We start from the raw sequence: 17,090 nt of genomic DNA on the forward strand, positions 1-17,090 counted from the left end.
CAATCACATTTTCAGAAACATATATTATGATAATTTCCGCGCACTTGAATTAACTTTTTAGAAGTACTAACCTATCGGTGAGCAGAAGAAAATTCTGTAAAAAGAAAGGAGAATACTTTATGATGACCAATTTACAAAAGGAGTTTTTTAAACGCTTAAAAATTCCTGCAAAAGAAATAACATTTGATGATTTAGATGAAATTCTCTTAAAAATGGGAATGATTCTCCCCTATGAAAATCTTGATATTATGGCTGGTACTATTAAAAATATCTCAAAAGATAACTTAATAGAAAAGTTACTTATTCAAAAACGAGGTGGACTTTGTTATGAATTAAACTCCTTATTGTATTATTTTTTAATTGATTGTGGGTTTCAAGTATACAAAGTAGCCGGTACTGTTTATGATCTGTACGATAATAAATGGAAACCCGATGATGGTCATGTCATTATCATATTAAGTCATGAGGGTAAAGATTATGTTGTGGATGCAGGTTTTGCATCTCATCTCCCTTTACATCCAGTCCCTTTTAACGGAGAAGTCATCTCCTCTCAAACAGGAGAATATCGAATTCGTAAGCGAAATACTCGAAAAGGTACGCATATTTTAGAAATGAGAAAAGGAGCTAACGGAGAATCTACAAGTTTCTTACAATCTGAACCTTCAAATGAATGGAAAATAGGCTATGCTTTCACTGTAGATCCAATAGATGAGAAAAAAGTGAATAACATTCAAAAAGTGATTGTAGAGCATAAAGAATCTCCTTTTAATAAAGGGGCTATCACTTGTAAATTAACTACTTATGGTCACATATCATTAACAAATAAAAATTATACAGAAACCTTTAAAGGCACTAAAAATAAACGACCAATAGAATCTAAAGATTATGCTCGCATTCTTCGTGAATCTTTTGGAATAACGCAAGAGAAATATGTAGGAAAAACACTAGAAAGAGGTTAGTTGACTACAAGTATTTCATAATAAAGCAGATTCTATATTTAGAATCTGCTTTATTTTATATTTTGTTATAAATTAATTTAATTTTGTTGTTACCCTTTAATTTTCAATTATATATTCATCATCATATTTATCGTATTGTAACCCTTTCCCTATCTTTGATTCTGTAACTTGATCTCTTAAAAACGGTGCAGCATCCATTTTGCTAGTTGCAATTTCAATTCCATATTTTTTCGTTAAATAAGCTAACTCTAGTAAAAACCACTCTCTTCGCAATGTAACTGGAATATCAAATGTTTTTCTTTTCATATATAATAGCACCTCTTTTATTTTCATAACTTAAAAACATCACTGGATGCACTTATTAAAACTACCTTTCACCGCTAACATCCAATGAAACATTATAGTATATGCATGTCCATTTCAAACGTGCTATCACAAATATGATATTTAAGTTTACATAATTATATTATGTAATAGTAGAAAAGGAAGGCATGTCCCTTCCCCTTCTACTATAGAGATTTAAATTAAGAACATCTTGGTACACCTAAAGCTAAAAATAAACCTGCTACTCCCGCAGTAATCGGTACTTTTAACGTAATAACATCGTCTACCTTCGTTACTAAAAAGTAAGCATTACCTTCTTGTAATATACAAGTTACCAACAATTGAAATTCCATTCAAATCTCCTCCTTTCAATCGATATACTATAATTTATGAAATCTCTTTCAAAACGTAATAGGAAATATATCTATTTTTCCTTATATACAAAATAAATGTTTATAAGTCTAGTAAAAATATTAACTTTCTAAATTTATATAAAACGTGTAATATCCAATAAGTTCCTATATAATCAATAAGAAGAATCTTACAAATTGAGGTATGAAAATGACGATTTTAAGTAATATTGGTGCAGCTTTATTTTTTATTGCTTTTATTCTTTTAATCTTATGTATTATTTCATTCTTTAAGAAAAATGGAAAAGCAAAACAATATGGACGTCCTACCGTTATTCTTTTTATGATTTCTATTATATTAATAACGGCCAGTACAACAAAATCGGAACACCCCGTCGTCGAGTTTTTTTCTACTTTAAGTTTCATTCTATTTATATTCTTCCTTGTTCTAGCAATCTTATCTGTTATTAAGAAAACAGGTGTAGCGAAAAAACAATTTATTATTACAGCCGTATTATTTGTCATTTTTGTTGCGCTATCAGGTATTTCAGATTCTTCTTCTGAAAAAACGACAGCAACTAGTACAAAAATTGCTTCTAACAATGAAGAACAGAAAGATAGCGAAAAGAAAAAAGAGGCGGACGAAAAAACTCAAAAGCAAGAAGATGAGAAGCGTCTAGCCGATGAACAAGCTCGTAAGCAAGAGGATGAAAAACGCCAGGCTGATGAACAAGCTCGTAAACAACAAGAGGAACAAAAACGTCAGGCTGGTGAACAAGCCCGTAAGCAACAAGAAGAGCAAAAACGTCAGGCTGATGAACAAGCTCGTAAGCAACAAGAAGAGCAAAAAGCACAGCAAGCTCAAACACAACCTGCTTCAGGAAATACTAGTAGTGCATATTACAAAAATTGTGCCGCAGTTAGAGCTGCCGGGAAAGCTCCTCTATATAAAGGACAACCAGGTTATGACTCACATCTTGATCGTGATGGCGATGGAGTTGCATGTGAAAAATAGTAGTAAAAAAGAAGCTTCTAGTAAGCTTCTTTTTTATTATCAGAAACTATTATGACGAATTCCCTCTCCCTCTTCCTTTTATAAAACTCATTTGATTATCCTTAAAATTGACACATTATAAGTGATTTCAATCACCACATTGTTTTTCATTTATTGCTATTCTTAATTTAGATATTACATTCAAACTTTATGGAGGCATTCATATGGAACATACATTTACTGAAACTTCTATTGTCGGTGAGATTGTTACACAATTTCCAAAAGCTAGTAATCTTTTTAAATCATATAGAATAGACTTTTGTTGTGGTGGTAATAAACCACTTATTGATGCAATTGATGAAAGAAATTTATCAGCAACAGAAGTACTTACAGAATTAAATACGCTTTATCATAATACGAAACGATTAAATGAATCTGAAATTGATTGGAAAAATGCTTCTTATCGTGAATTGATTGATTATGTTATAAATAAGCATCATCGCTATTTAAATGAAGAATTACCACAGTTAAGTCCGTATGTGACGAAAGTATTACGCGTCCACGGAGCAAGTCAGCCTCACTTAGCTCAAATTCATAAGCTATTTCACGAATTAAAGATGGAATTAGAACAGCATTTAATTAAAGAAGAAACAGAAGATTTCCCATTAATTTTAGAATTTGAACAAAATCCAATTGACGAAAACTATGTGAAATTACGTAAAATAGTAGATGAGTTGGAAAATGAACATAACCACGCAGGCAACATTATTAAAGAACTTCGTAAAGTTACAAATGACTTTACTCCTCCAGAAGGAGCTTGCGGTACTTATCGACTTGTTTACCAACGTCTTGAAGCGCTAGAGTCTGATTTATTTGAGCACATTCATTTAGAAAATAATATTTTATTTCCACGTGCCATTACGAGAGCATAAATAAAGAGCAGGACATGAGTATACATACTTATGTCCTGCTCTTTCATTTGGTAAAGACTATACACATCCCTCTCGAATAAATCCGAATTTTAACAATTTGTGAATCATTATAAAAATGTGATAAACATCACATCTCTTCCTTTTTTGATTTTCTATAATAAAAACATAATCCTTTGTTCAACATTTCACAGAAAAAGGGGAAACGAAAATGAAAAAACGTTTAGTTATGATCGGAAATGGTATGGCTGGCATACGCTGTATGGAAGAAATATTAAAACATGATAGTGATTCATATGAGATTACTATTTTTGGAGATGAACCTCATCCAAACTACAACCGTATTATGCTCTCTCATGTTTTACAAGGCAAAACAAATATGCAAGATATCATTATGAATGAATACAGTTGGTATGAAGAAAACGAAATAACTTTGTATACAAATGAAAAAGTTCAAAGTATTAACCGAGAAGAAAAAATTATTATTACAGAAAAGAATCGTACTCTTACATATGACAAACTCATTATCGCAACAGGTTCTAGTGCTTTTATTTTGCCTGTAGAAGGTTCCACTCTCCCTGGTGTAACAGGATTTCGAACAATTGAAGATACACAATTTATGATTGATACCGCTAATGAAAAGAAAAAGGCTGTTGTCATTGGTGGTGGGTTACTTGGTTTAGAAGCCGCAAGAGGTCTTATTGACTTAGGGATGGACGTACATGTTGTTCATTTAATGCCAAACTTAATGGAGCAACAACTAGATACGAAAGCAGCTTCTCTTCTGCGCGAAGATTTAGAAGCGCAAGGCATGAAATTTCTAATGGAAAAGAAAACTGTAAAAATTCTTGGTACAGACCATGTTGAGGGCATTCAATTTGAAGATGGTGAAGTTGTAGATTGTGATTTAATCGTAATGGCTGTCGGAATACGCCCAAATACGCAAATAGCAAAAGATGCTGGTTTAATTGTAAATCGCGGTATTGTAGTCAATGACTATATGCTAACAAATGATGAGTCCATTTATGCAGTTGGAGAATGTGCAGAGCATGACGGTATCGCATATGGACTTGTTGCTCCTCTTTATGAACAAGGTGCGATACTAGCAAAACATATAACAAATTTACAAACTGATGGATATTCGGGCAGTATCGTCGGTACGCAATTAAAAGTTGCAGGTTGTGATTTATTCTCTGCTGGTCAAATTTATGAAGATGATCAAACGAAAGCAATATCAATCTTTGATGAATGTAAACGTTCCTATAAAAAAGTATTAATTCGTGATAATAAAGTCGTCGGTATCGTTTTATATGGTGACACAGCTGACGGTACACGTCTCTTTAGCATGTTAAAGAAGGAAGAAGATATACAAGAATATACACCAGCTTCCCTTCTTCACAAAGCTGGTGAAGAAAGTGAATTTGACGTTGCTACAATGAGTGCGGATGACACGATTTGTGGATGTAATGGTGTTACGAAAGGTTCAATCGTTCACGCCATTTTAGAACAAGAGTTAACGACTTTTGAAGAAGTTAAAGGCTGTACGAAAGCCGCAGGTTCTTGTGGTAAATGTCGTCCACTTGTGGAACAAGTTTTATCTCATACACTTGGAGATGCTTTTGATGCCTCAGCGCAATCTGCCGGTATGTGTGGATGTACACCTTTATCCCGTGATGAAGTCGTAGCAGCCATTCACGAGAAAGGCTTAAAATCTCCAAAAGAAGTACGAAATGTTCTTGGTTTTGCACATGAAGACGGCTGTTCGAAATGCCGCCCTGCTTTAAACTACTATTTACGTATGGCGATTCCAGAAGAATATGAAGATGATAAATCGTCCCGTTTCGTTAATGAAAGAATGAATGGTAACATCCAGCACGATGGTACATTCTCTGTTATTCCACGTATGTACGGAGGCGTTACAACAGCTGATGATTTAATGAAAATTGCTGAAGTTGCGAAAAAGTACGATGTTCCTCTTGTGAAAATTACAGGTGCAAGCCGAATCGGCTTATATGGTGTTAAGAAACAAGATTTACCTAACATATGGGCTGACTTACATATGACTTCGGGATATGCATATTCAAAATCGCTTCGTAATGTAAAATCATGTGTTGGTTCTCGCTTCTGCCGTTTCGGTACGAAAGATTCATTAGGACTTGGTATGCTCCTTGAACAATCATTAGAAATGGTAGATACACCTCATAAAATGAAGATGGGTGTAACGGGCTGTCCGCGTAACTGTGCGGAAGTACTGACGAAAGATTTTGGCGTTGTTTGTGTCGAAAATGGATACCAACTTTATATTGGCGGAAATGGTGGTACAGAAGTACGTGAAGCTGATTTTGTAATGATTGTCCCTACTGAAGATGATGTCCTTCGCATCGCTGCAGCTTACATGCAATATTATCGTGAAACTGGTATTTACGGAGAGCGTACCGCCTACTGGACAGAACGTTTAGGCTTCGATCACATAAAAGAAATACTACAAGATGCAAGTATGGTTACTACGTTAAATGAACGTTTCCAAACAGCTCGTAGAACATATACGGAAGCATGGGGACAAGCACTAGAAACGAAATCATTAAAAGCGATGTATGAAGTAGAAACTGTGAAATAAGGAGCTGTGATCTAAATGATACACACGAAAGAAAAAATAAAAGTTATGCGTGCGGAAGATCTTGCTATTCAAATCGGTAAAGAAGTGCAAATGAAAGGTATGTCTATCGCCCTATTCCGCCTTTCAAATGGCGATATTCGAGCTGTAGAAAATCGTTGTCCTCATAAAAACGGACCGTTAGCAGAAGGGATTGTGTCTGGAGAATTCGTCTTTTGTCCACTGCATGATTGGAAAATCTCACTACTAACAGGTGAAGTTCAAAAACCTGATGACGGCTGTATTCAAACATACGAAGTAGAAGTTATTGACGGTGACATTTATTTATACATGTAATTTTCGAAAGGAAGCCTCCTCTGGCTTCCTTTTAAATAAAAATTGATGAGGTGCAATTATGAACGGATATGTATATTTAGTTGGTGCAGGGCCAGGTGATGAAGGGCTTATTACAAAAAAAGCGATAGAGTGTTTAAAACATGCAGATATTGTTTTATATGACCGTTTACTAAACCCTTTCTTTCTTAGCTATACAAAACAAACATGTGAACTTATGTATTGCGGAAAAATGCCAAAGAATCATATTATGCGACAAGAAATAATTAACGCACACCTTCTTCAATTTGCGAAAGAGGGCAAAATTGTTGTCCGATTAAAAGGCGGAGATCCATCTATTTTTGGCCGTGTTGGTGAAGAAGCAGAAACTTTAGCAGCAGCAAATATTCCATATGAAATTGTACCAGGCATTACATCTAGCATCGCCGCTAGTAGCTATGCAGGTATTCCCCTCACCCACCGTGACTACAGTAATAGTGTCACTTTATTAACCGGACATGCAAAAAGTCCCTTAACCGATCATGGAAAATATAATTCATCTCACAATAGCGACACGATTGCCTACTACATGGGTATAAAAAACTTACCTACAATTTGTGAAAACTTACTACAAGCAGGAAAAAAAGAAGATACGCCAGTAGCAGTCATTGAATGGGGTACAACTGGTAAACAGCGCGTTGTCACAGGGACACTGTCTACCATTGTTTCTATTGTCAAAAACGAAAATATTTCTAATCCTTCTATGACAATTGTTGGTGATGTTGTTACTTTGCGGAATCAAATCTCTTGGAAAGAACGTAAACCATTGCACGGCAAGAAAGTTTTATTTGCAGCTGCAACAAATAAAAAAAGCGCAATAAAGCAAAAGTTACAAGAGTCCGGTGCAGAAATATATCAAATTCCAACTTTCAAAAAGAAAGAATACACAGTAACCTCTGAACAAATCAATAAGATTTTTAACGTTGATCGTCTTGTATTTTGTTCCGCTGACAGTGTAGACATCTTAATGCAATCATGCAGTAAATATCATAAAGATATTCGTTCCTTACAGGCAGAACTTCAGTATATGAACCTTTCTATTCAAGAAAAGCTCATGCAATATGGATTGTTCAGTAAACCTGCGCAATTTTCTTCGAATTCAACGATTTATTTAGGACGAAACATTAACCGAATTGCTGTTATTCAAGAAAAAATTGGTGCTGGTTCCTATATGATGACTCATGAGTACACAATTGATCATCGCTTCGATGAAATTCATTCACGTATTCTTTCTGAATTCTCATGGGATAGCATTGTATTTGAAGGTCGTGCTTCTATTGATACGTTTCTAGCAGAAATAAAACGCCTTGGCTTTATCAATATTCTTACTCTCCCATTCTCGTATACCGACGTTCCAACTTTACACTATGCAAATAAAGTTGGGTTTCATAACGTAGATCATCAATTACAAGAAACTCTTATGAAGAAAGACATGGTGAGACAATGAAAGGAATTGTATATGTTGGACATGGAAGCCGGCTACAAGAAGGTAATGAACAATTCATTCAATTTATTCAATCTGTTATGAAAGAGCGAAACGAAAGAATTCAAAAAATAGCTTTTCTAGAACTAACGACACCTACTATTTCGGATGCAGTTACAGAAACGATAATAGAGGGAGTAACTGAAATAATGATTGTACCTGTTTTATTATTTGCAGCAGCTCACTATAAACGTGATATTCCTTTTGAAATAGAGCAACTACAAAAGAAATATCCACAAATAACATTTTCAGTTGTACCTCCTTTTAGTACACATCCACATATGGTGGAACTTGTAGTGAAAAGAATACGTGAAACTATGCCAATGCAAGGTAGTAGTGTTTTACTCGTAGGGAGAGGTAGTAGTGATTTTCAGCCAATACATGAGTTACAACAAATCGGAGCAGCTGTCGAACAAAAACTCAGTCTACCAGTATCATGCTCCTTTTTAACGAAAGGAACGCCCTCTTTTACTGCTGAGCTAAAGACTATAACATCAACTGCATCCCATGTATATGTCATGCCCTACCTTCTCTTTACCGGATTATTGCTTCAAAAAATTAAGTTGTATACAAAAAAATACGATCACGTGACGACTTGTAATTGCCTACAGTTTGATACATATATGAAATTAACATTGTTAGAACGAATGGAGGAATGCATATATGTATAACATGTACCCCCTTATGTTTAATCTGCAAAATAAAGTGGTCGTTATCATTGGTGGAGGTAAAATTGCATATCGAAAAGCGTCTGGATTAAAAGATACAGGCGCTTTCGTCACCGTTATTAGCCCCGAGATTTGCGAGGAAATGAAAGAACTTCCTTATATTACTTGGAAGCAAAAAACTTTTAGTAATGATGATATTAAAGATGCTCATCTAATTTATGCAGCTACAAATCAACATGCTGTAAATATGATGGTCAAACAGGCCGCTCATGATTTCCAGTGGGTTAACGTTGTAAGTGATGGTACAGCATCATCGTTTCACACACCTGGCGTTATACGAAATGATGAATATGTTGTCACTATTTCGACTTCAGGTAAGGACCCATCGTTTACGAAGCGTATGAAACAGGAATTAACTTCTGTCCTTCCTAAACTTATAAAAAGACTTTCTCGTACTCATAAAATGTAATCTATCACTTAGCTAAAATAGGAATTAACTGTGAACAAACGTTTTTTAGAGGCGTTTGTTCTTTTTGCTTTAGTTTCGTTTTTTAGGATCAGACAAACAATTGGACAAGAATCTGTGAAGAAAAATAACGGCAACAATTACGGACAAAAAAGCAGTTGCTTGAGAGCAACTGCTTCAATACAGGTTTTATATTGGATATTCATTCAACCAAATTAGCGCTTGTTCATAATCATCAAAAAATCTCACAGATTCTTTCGTATTAGATTGTTGTAAATAATCCATTATCTCCCCCTCTTCAAGGAGAAATGCAATTGCCTTACTGTTATTCAAAATGATTTCATTGAAGAACTTCTCTTTCCATACTTTTTGAACAGAAAAATGATTTGGCGTGTATCCTTTTCTATCCACCAACAATTTGTATTTCCGCCCTTCAGAAATGAATTGCTGACAAACCTGCTCAAAACCATTAAACCATTCATACACATCATCTGTTTTTATATTGCCAACTAGATGGGTAACAATTATATCTCCTGAAACTGTTGTGCTGATATTCTGTTTACTCAACTTGGAATCCCCCTTAGTTACAATTTTGCGGAAAAACCGCATAAAATCAATAAAGAAAAATTTCTTACTTGACACTCCCACCCCACCGCTATCAAACTAAGCTCATGTAACGTCAATTATAAGCGAAATTGTGTCTTTTTTCGCTAAGCTACTTGATTATCAGACATGGTACAATTGTAAACGATACCCAATATATCATAGACTGTTTTCTTCTCATATCTATGGGATTTCCGCCATCATTTACCGCCTCAAATCTATTCGTTTTAACACGTATATTCAAAACAAAATATATGACAAATAAATAACGACAGTTACTGTAATAATGCTGAAAAGTGTTGAAAATAAAACGATTTGTGCATGTAATTCAGGCTCTATTTGATATTCCATAGCAATGGTTGATGTATTTCTTGAAGTAGGAAAAGAACTTGCAATAAATAATGATTGTGCAACAATACCATCGATGTTTAGTATGTATATTACGGCAAGTGCTAATAATGGTCCCATCAGTAACCTTCCAATTAAAGCCCATGTTATGACTCGATGGAAAAAATTAAGCTTAATGTTGGATAATTGTGCCCCTAGCAATATGAGTGCTATTGCAACAAAACCATTCGCAAGCTGACTAAGAGGAATAAAGATAGAATTAGGTATTTGAATTGTAAAAGATTGAAAGAAAACCCCTAATACGAGTGCATGAAATACAGGCAGTCTTAGAAATGATTGAATAATACCTCCGATTGTTTTTGTTGCTGATAGTAAGTTATATATCCCATATGAATAAGTTAAAAGATTCTGGAAAATAACAATGAAAATTTGAATGGAAACCCCCACTGGATTGTGACTGAAAATCAATTGACTTACTGGTAACCCATAATTACCGGAATTCATTAACGAAATGCTATTTTTTAGAGCTGCACTTTCTCCTTTTTCTAACTTTAATATTTTTGAAATGAAATGACTTACTATGATCAGACTCAGACTATAAAGCATTAAATAGTATATTATCTGGAGCAACAAACCTGTTTCTATACGAATATCATATATATTCACAAATACAGCCGCTGGCATTAAGCAATAAGTAATAAGTGTAGATAGCTGCTTTAAGTTAAATTGGAACTTTCTTTGTAAGATTGCACCAATTAGCATCAATATTAATATCGGTAATATTACGTCTAATATAATAAATACAAACATTTAAAACCTCATTCTAAATATATTTTAGTTGGATTAAACGCTTTACTAAATGTGGACACATTTCATTCATCGGAAAACACCCTTAGTTCTCAATAATCAGAAAACTGAAATCGATAATATGAAAATGCTCATCAAAAATTCTTATTTCATTTCCCTCCCCTCTCTTTTCTTTAACATATCAAATATAACTCATAAAGAAAATTATGGATTATTTATACAAATTCATAATTTTATCTTATTGAACTAAACTGTATTCTTTAGTGTAGTACTTTTTTCACAATATCCGTTAGCCTTACCAAAAAATTTGGCCCTAAAAAAATCTGATACTGCAGTTACTATGCGAAGAATACTTACATCAATCCCATACTTGTCGCTTAAACCACCTAACACACCTGATACTTGTTTATCTTGAGTGGACTTATATTTTTTTCATCTAAACATCCCGATTCAATTAAATATTTGCATTCTAAAAATGAGTTCGATCTTTAGAATAGATTTAAGATTTCCTTCACTAATCTACCCTTTAAATGAATAACTTTTGACTTCTATATTTTAAAATAAAATTCCATAAGCCTTCTGTTTTTCATTTTAAAAACACATTCTTATAGAAAACAAGCGTTTATTGAGATATCAATAAAAACATGTTGAAGCCTATTACTAAAAGAACCATCCCAATATACTTTGGGATGGTTCTTTTTCCTTATTAATGATTCTTTAACATCACTAACAATTTCTCTTGGCTATACATCCATACTGTAATGATTAAACAAGCAAGTGCGACTTCTGATAGCGCCATAAATCCAATTGCATAATGACCTGTTAATTGGAATAGTAATGTTAAAATTAGCGGTGGGAAGAATCCTCCTAGTCCACCTAAAGCTGATACGAGACCATTTACAATACCAGCTTGTTCTGAGAAATACATTGGAACGAGTTTGAAGATTGTACCATTACCAATCCCTGCACAAAATGCTACTAGTAAGCAACCAAATGTATACACGTTCATACTTGGCATAAACGATAAAATAATACCTGAAAGTGTTAAACCGATAAATACGAAGATTAATATTTTAAATGGATTAAACTTATCACCGAGCCAACCACCAATCGGGCGCATAATTGTTGCGAGTACGATGAATCCGGCTGTCCGCATACCTGCATCTACTTTCTCTAATCCGAAGTGAGATACTAGAAAGTTTGGTAAGTATACTGTAAATGCGACAAATGATCCGAATGTTAAAAAGTAAAAGATACATAAAAACCAAAGTTTCTCATTTTTATATACACCTTTTATTTGTTCCATTAGTGGTGTATTCACTTTTTTCTCCTTACGATCACCTAATAAAAAGTTCATAAGTGCAAACGCTGCAAGTAAAACTAAATAACATTGTACTGTCGTTCTCCAGCCAACTGAAGTTGCAATGACAGGTGCTAAAAACGAAGTAATTGCTGTTCCGGCGTTACCGACACCGTAAATACCATTTACAAAACCGTGACTCTCTTTCGGAAAGTATTTTGGTAAAGAAGTTACTCCTACAGAGAATACAGCACCACCGATTCCTACAAATAATCCACCAATAATTAAATCCATCATAGAATTGGCAACACTAATATAAAAAACAGGAAATAATAATAGAATAAAACTAATAAAGAATAATTTTCTTGCTCCGAAACGATTCGTCCAATAACCAATTGGAATACGAAGAATAGAGCCTAAAATAACAGGTACTGCTGTGACCATAGAAATTTGTCCCGCAGTTAATGGAATATCCGCTTTAATATAAGGCATTAATGATGATAAAATGACCCATACCATAAAACCGATAATTAGATTAGAAGTTTGTAAACTTAATTGAAAATTAGGACTTTTCATCCTGTTCCCTCCTATGTATGCATAGTTAAATTCATTCTCTCCAGCCCAATCACGTCCTAACATGATTAGGCTGAAAAGAATCAACCACCACTTACTGGCGGAATCATTGCTACGACATCACCAATTTGGATGATGTCATCCTCATTTGCGTATTCTTCATTTATCGCGACCATAATCTCGTTTGAAATTGCTATGTTGTATTTCTTAGTGAGGACTTCCTTTAATTCCGCAACCGTAATATTTTCATAGTCTATATGCAAAGCCGGTTTACTTGCTCCTTCTTGCAAATGTGCAAATAATAGTACTTCAATCATATTCTCATCTCCTTTCCAGGCTGGCCATTACCATATGCTGTTTTCTCTAACTGATCACCTATCCATGACTCACCATCTTCCCAAAACTCTTTCTTCCAAATTGGAACAATTTGTTTAATACGCTCCATAATATATTCGTTCGCCTCATAGGCAGCTTTCCGGTGTGGTGTAGAAACAGCAACGACAACAGCAAGATCAGAAATTTGTAATGTACCAATGCGATGTGTAATAGCGACATATATCCCCGGCCAATTCTCTCCTACTTCAGTGCCAATTCTCTCAAGCTGTTTCTCCGCCATTGTCTTATAAGCTACATACTCTAAACAAAGTGTACGTCGACCTTTCGTAAATTCTCTAACAGTACCAATAAAAGTAGTAACCGCACCACACTCACGACGAATTACTTTGTTTGTAACTTCTTCAATTGAAATAGGTGTATCAATTACTTCATAATACGTATGTGTCATTTTGCACCTCTTATCTTTATATAAGTTAGCAACCTATTTTTCTATTACTTGTATGATCGAAGCGGCTCTTCCCACGGCCACTCACTTCCGTTGTTTGATTCTAATAACAGTACCGAAACAGTAATTCCAGCTTTAAATCCTCTCGTTCCCCCTGGCAAAACGATAAATGCATTCGCTTCTGCAAGTGAAGAAATTGCGCTAGATTTATCTAAACCAACTGGTGTAACTTGTAATTGCCCATCTACAATTTCCACTTTCCCTCTTACAAAACGAGTAAATGGGTTTGCTTTCGGAAAGTCTTTTTGTAAAATTGCCTCTGCACGATATATGTGCGAATCTTCCCTATGCAAGTATTTTCCAATCACTGGTCTAACATATAATTCACAACCGACATAACAAGCAGAAGGATTACCAGATAGACCAAATAGTAATTTTCCTTCTACCTCAGCTACAGTTGTCACACTTCCTGGTCGCATCGCTATTTTGTCAAAAAGTACATTAGCTCGTAATCTCTCATAGATGGCAGGTAAATAGTCATAGTCTCCTACTGAAACACCACCAGTTGTAATTAATATATCAACTTCTTTTATCGCCTTTTTTACAGTGTTATAACACGTCTCAAAATCGTCAGCGAATTGTCCATAATACCGTACAACTCCGCCTGCTCGTTCAATTTGCGCAGCTATCATATAGGAGTTACTATTTCGAATCTTCCCTGTCTTTAATTGTTCATGTACTTCAAGCAGTTCACTTCCTGTCGTTACAATTCCAATAACCGGCTGTTTTACAACGCGTACGGTACTATAACCAAACGTAGCAAGAAGTGCTGCTACTCCAGGATTAATAACAGTCCCTTTTTTCACCAGAATGCTATTTTGTTTTACATCTTCTCCTTTAAAAGAAATGTTATCCCCAGCAACAAAGGAGCGTTTCAATTTCATATAAGTCTTTTCGTTTTCTTCAAATCCTTCCGTTAGCTCTAACATAACTACTGTATTACACCCCGCAGGAATTGCCGCACCTGTCATAATACGGACAGCTTGAAATGCTTTCACATCTTCTGTAAAAACAAAACCTGCTCCAATTTCACCAATCACTTCAAACAGAATGGGATTACTGCTACTTGCTTCTTTCGTATCTTCTGCTCGAATCGCAAACCCGTCGTACGGAGAGCGATCAAAATGCGGGACATCATGATCTGCAATAACATCTTTTCCAAGCGTTCTACCGTAGCTTTCTATAAGAGAAACCTCTTCTATTTCACCCTGATAAGCATATTCCATTACTCGTGCAACTGCTTCTGCCACTGGAATTGGATTACGTTTTAATAACATTCTTTTTCACCTCGTTTTTGGAAAGTGAAACTCACTTTCTATTCAGCCTATATATTTTGCGTATAATCGTTTTGCTATTTTCACGTCATTTGTTCCATGAATAAATGCCCTACCGTCTGTAAATAAAACGAAACGATATTCATCAATTAGAAATGATAGCAAGTACGGCGTTTTTTGGACATGTACACTTTTATGTAATCGTTTTTCAATTTCCTCTAAATGAAGAACACGTTTTATCCCTAGACGGATTTGAACCGTATTCCGTCCACATAGCACTTCCGTTTTCATCTGTGCATCAAATGTTAAACTTGGATACGTTCGTGATTTCCCACAAGATGGACATGTATTTTTCTTCTGCCTATTCACTTTCAATGAGAGATACTGATTGTTCCAAATATCAAATGATAACATTGTTCCTCGCAGCGCCTCGAAATCACCCACCAATATTTTCATTGCTTCTGTCACTTGGTGAGCAACGACCATTTGTACAGCTGGCTGAATAATCCCCGCTGTATCACATGTTGCACCGCCCATAGGATGATCCATTAAGCAGCGAAAACATGGTGTTTTTCCTGGAAGAATTGTGTACGTTACACCATAACTTCCAATGCATCCACCATATATCCAAGGTATATTTTCTTTTTGTGAAATATCATTTATAAGTAGACGCGTATCAAAGTTGTCAGTCGCATCCAATATGAGATCCACTTCTTTCGTTAACTCTTCCATTTCTTGCATTGTGACGTCCGTTACAACTGGTACAATTTCCACATCAGAATTAATCTTTCTTACATGTTCTGCCGCTGCAATTGCTTTCGGTTTACACTGGTGTGCATCTTCTTCTGTATATAACTGTTGCCGTTGTAAATTACTCCATTCAACGTAGTCACGATCAGCAATTGTCAATTTCCCAATTCCCATTCTAACAAGAGCCTCTGCATTTGCAGCTCCTAGTGCACCCGCACCGATTAGGAGCACATGCTTTTCTCTTATTTTTCTTTGTCCCATTTCACCAATTCCAGAAAACAACACTTGTCTTGAATAACGCTCTTGCATAAGAAATCCTCCTTTCACTATCCACCAATGTAAGACATTTCAACTTTTGGACGTTTACTTGCACTCTCAACCGTTCTTTCATCTGAATATCGATCTGTTCTATATCGCCATGTATGTTGTAAAATTTTTAATAGTGAGGCATCAGAAATATTTTCTCGAAGAAGCGTTCGCAAATCCGTTCCTTTTTCTCCAAATAGGCACGTAAAAAACTTACCATCTGCCGAAATACGTGCTCTCGTACAAGAAGAACAAAATGACTCAGAAACAGAAGTAATAAATCCCACTTCTGCATTACTCCCTACATATCGATACAATTTCGCAACCTCTCCAAAGTAACGAGGCTGAGCGGGCTCAATTGGATATACACGATTAATTTTCTCTATTAATTGTTCCTTCGTAACGACTTGCTCAAAGTTCCATCCGTTCGTACTGCCTACATCCATAAACTCAATGAAACGTAACTGTATTTCTTGTTCTTTAAAATAACGAACCATAGGAAGAATTTGACTATCATTCATCCCTTTTTTTACGACCATATTTACCTTTACTTCTAATCCAGCTTCCTTCGCTGCTTCAATTCCTTTCAGTACAGGTTTCGTACTTACATTTCTTCCATTAATTTTTTGGAAGACATGATCCTCTGTTGCATCTAAACTAATATTCACACGCTTTAATCCTGCTTCTTTTAGCGCCTTAGCTTGTTTTGCTAAATGAATTCCGTTTGTTGTGAGTCCAATATCTTGTAAGCCTTCTAGATTTGTAAGTCTTGCAATTAACGTCGATAAGTCTTTACGCAATAAAGGTTCACCGCCAGTAAGCCTAATTTTATTAACTCCCATACTTATAAATAATCTCGCTAACCTTTCTATTTCATCGAACGTTAATAAAAGCTCTTCCTTTAAAAAAGCGTAATCAGGTCCGAACACTTCAGCAGGCATACAGTATGTACACCTAAAATTACAACGATCAATAACTGAAATACGTAAATCTTGAAGTGGCCGCTTTAAAGAATCTTTTATGTTCTCGTGCATCTCTATCCCTTCTTTTCTGCTGCAATCCTTAGTAAGCTTTCATTTTTTTATTTGCCTTTATTATAAAAAAGAAGCTACATATTCAATGTGACTTT

The 17,090-nt window shown here is 35.1% G+C and carries 18 protein-coding genes and 1 pseudogene; 8 read left to right on the top strand and 11 right to left on the bottom strand.

The window, feature by feature from the left end; translation table 11 throughout:
* Positions 1-119: 119 nt before the first annotated feature.
* Complete coding sequence (locus tag ACTFO4_RS06865; RefSeq protein ID WP_059303890.1) at positions 120-959, top strand: arylamine N-acetyltransferase family protein; 840 nt, start codon at positions 120-122, stop codon at positions 957-959.
* Between the two features lie 96 nt (positions 960-1,055).
* Here ACTFO4_RS06865 and ACTFO4_RS06870 read toward each other — a convergent pair whose 3' ends face one another.
* Both ACTFO4_RS06870 and exsG read right to left on the bottom strand, forming a co-directional pair.
* The gene (locus ACTFO4_RS06870; protein WP_000824197.1) at positions 1,056-1,265 is read right to left on the bottom strand and encodes a hypothetical protein; all 210 of its coding nucleotides are present in this window, start codon (positions 1,263-1,265) and stop codon (positions 1,056-1,058) included.
* 218 nt (positions 1,266-1,483) lie between these two features.
* Positions 1,484-1,636 carry an exosporium protein ExsG gene (exsG, locus tag ACTFO4_RS06875; protein WP_000395679.1) on the bottom strand — a complete coding sequence of 51 codons (153 nt, stop codon included), beginning with the start codon at positions 1,634-1,636 and terminating at the stop codon, positions 1,484-1,486.
* A gap of 208 nt (positions 1,637-1,844) precedes the next feature.
* On the opposite strand from exsG, the gene ACTFO4_RS06880 reads away from it, so the two are divergent.
* The 7 genes from ACTFO4_RS06880 to ACTFO4_RS06910 all read left to right on the top strand — a co-directional run bounded on the left by ACTFO4_RS06880 (position 1,845) and on the right by ACTFO4_RS06910 (position 9,162).
* Positions 1,845-2,648 carry an excalibur calcium-binding domain-containing protein gene (locus ACTFO4_RS06880; RefSeq protein WP_375035730.1) on the top strand — a complete coding sequence of 268 codons (804 nt, stop codon included), beginning with the start codon at positions 1,845-1,847 and terminating at the stop codon, positions 2,646-2,648.
* 203 nt (positions 2,649-2,851) lie between these two features.
* Complete coding sequence (ric, locus tag ACTFO4_RS06885; protein ID WP_017673375.1) at positions 2,852-3,559, top strand: iron-sulfur cluster repair di-iron protein; 708 nt, start codon at positions 2,852-2,854, stop codon at positions 3,557-3,559.
* 208 nt (positions 3,560-3,767) lie between these two features.
* Positions 3,768-6,173, top strand: coding sequence for an NADPH-nitrite reductase large subunit (nirB, locus tag ACTFO4_RS06890; RefSeq protein ID WP_017673376.1), 2,406 nt, complete (start codon positions 3,768-3,770; stop codon positions 6,171-6,173).
* Between the two features lie 15 nt (positions 6,174-6,188).
* Positions 6,189-6,506 (top strand): nitrite reductase small subunit NirD, encoded by a 318-nt coding sequence (nirD, locus tag ACTFO4_RS06895; protein WP_000581982.1) that lies wholly within the window; start codon positions 6,189-6,191, stop codon positions 6,504-6,506.
* A gap of 58 nt (positions 6,507-6,564) precedes the next feature.
* The gene (locus ACTFO4_RS06900) at positions 6,565-7,989 is read left to right on the top strand and encodes a uroporphyrin-III C-methyltransferase (RefSeq protein WP_440013581.1); all 1,425 of its coding nucleotides are present in this window, start codon (positions 6,565-6,567) and stop codon (positions 7,987-7,989) included.
* Positions 7,986-8,696 carry a sirohydrochlorin chelatase gene (locus tag ACTFO4_RS06905; protein WP_017673378.1) on the top strand — a complete coding sequence of 237 codons (711 nt, stop codon included), beginning with the start codon at positions 7,986-7,988 and terminating at the stop codon, positions 8,694-8,696. The genes ACTFO4_RS06900 and ACTFO4_RS06905 overlap by 4 nt, the downstream gene beginning before the upstream one ends.
* On the top strand, positions 8,689-9,162 hold the full coding sequence (locus tag ACTFO4_RS06910; RefSeq protein ID WP_000282590.1) for a precorrin-2 dehydrogenase: 474 nt from the start codon (positions 8,689-8,691) through the stop codon (positions 9,160-9,162). Before ACTFO4_RS06905 ends, ACTFO4_RS06910 begins: the two co-directional genes overlap by 8 nt.
* Positions 9,163-9,348: 186 nt before the next feature.
* Here the strand turns inward: ACTFO4_RS06910 and ACTFO4_RS06915 are convergent, their stop codons facing one another.
* From ACTFO4_RS06915 to moaA, 9 genes and pseudogenes are all read right to left on the bottom strand, one after another.
* Complete coding sequence (locus ACTFO4_RS06915; RefSeq protein ID WP_073339619.1) at positions 9,349-9,768, bottom strand: STAS/SEC14 domain-containing protein; 420 nt, start codon at positions 9,766-9,768, stop codon at positions 9,349-9,351.
* Between the two features lie 234 nt (positions 9,769-10,002).
* Positions 10,003-10,920, bottom strand: coding sequence for an AEC family transporter (locus tag ACTFO4_RS06920; protein ID WP_017673380.1), 918 nt, complete (start codon positions 10,918-10,920; stop codon positions 10,003-10,005).
* Between the two features lie 300 nt (positions 10,921-11,220).
* Positions 11,221-11,349: pseudogene (locus tag ACTFO4_RS06925) on the bottom strand (PspC domain-containing protein); the annotation flags it as partial.
* Between the two features lie 274 nt (positions 11,350-11,623).
* Positions 11,624-12,793: a nitrate transporter NarK gene (gene narK, locus ACTFO4_RS06930; RefSeq protein ID WP_000841841.1), complete on the bottom strand. Its 1,170-nt coding sequence runs from the start codon at positions 12,791-12,793 to the stop codon at positions 11,624-11,626.
* A gap of 80 nt (positions 12,794-12,873) precedes the next feature.
* Positions 12,874-13,107, bottom strand: coding sequence for a molybdopterin converting factor subunit 1 (moaD, locus tag ACTFO4_RS06935; protein ID WP_000573692.1), 234 nt, complete (start codon positions 13,105-13,107; stop codon positions 12,874-12,876).
* Positions 13,104-13,574: a molybdenum cofactor biosynthesis protein MoaE gene (locus ACTFO4_RS06940; RefSeq protein ID WP_410987850.1), complete on the bottom strand. Its 471-nt coding sequence runs from the start codon at positions 13,572-13,574 to the stop codon at positions 13,104-13,106. The genes moaD and ACTFO4_RS06940 overlap by 4 nt, the downstream gene beginning before the upstream one ends.
* Before the next feature lie 44 nt (positions 13,575-13,618).
* Entirely contained in the window at positions 13,619-14,908 is a 1,290-nt protein-coding gene (locus ACTFO4_RS06945) for a molybdopterin molybdotransferase MoeA (RefSeq protein ID WP_410987849.1), read from the bottom strand.
* 42 nt (positions 14,909-14,950) lie between these two features.
* On the bottom strand, positions 14,951-15,964 hold the full coding sequence (locus tag ACTFO4_RS06950) for a molybdopterin-synthase adenylyltransferase MoeB (protein WP_410987848.1): 1,014 nt from the start codon (positions 15,962-15,964) through the stop codon (positions 14,951-14,953).
* Positions 15,965-15,981: 17 nt separating this feature from the next.
* Complete coding sequence (gene moaA, locus ACTFO4_RS06955) at positions 15,982-16,995, bottom strand: GTP 3',8-cyclase MoaA (RefSeq protein ID WP_242259486.1); 1,014 nt, start codon at positions 16,993-16,995, stop codon at positions 15,982-15,984.
* Positions 16,996-17,090: the final 95 nt, after the last annotated feature.

The sequence above is a fragment of the Bacillus cereus group sp. MYBKT14-1 genome (assembly GCF_051915185.1).
In the GTDB taxonomy this organism is placed as follows: Bacteria; Bacillota; Bacilli; order Bacillales; family Bacillaceae_G; genus Bacillus_A; species Bacillus_A cereus.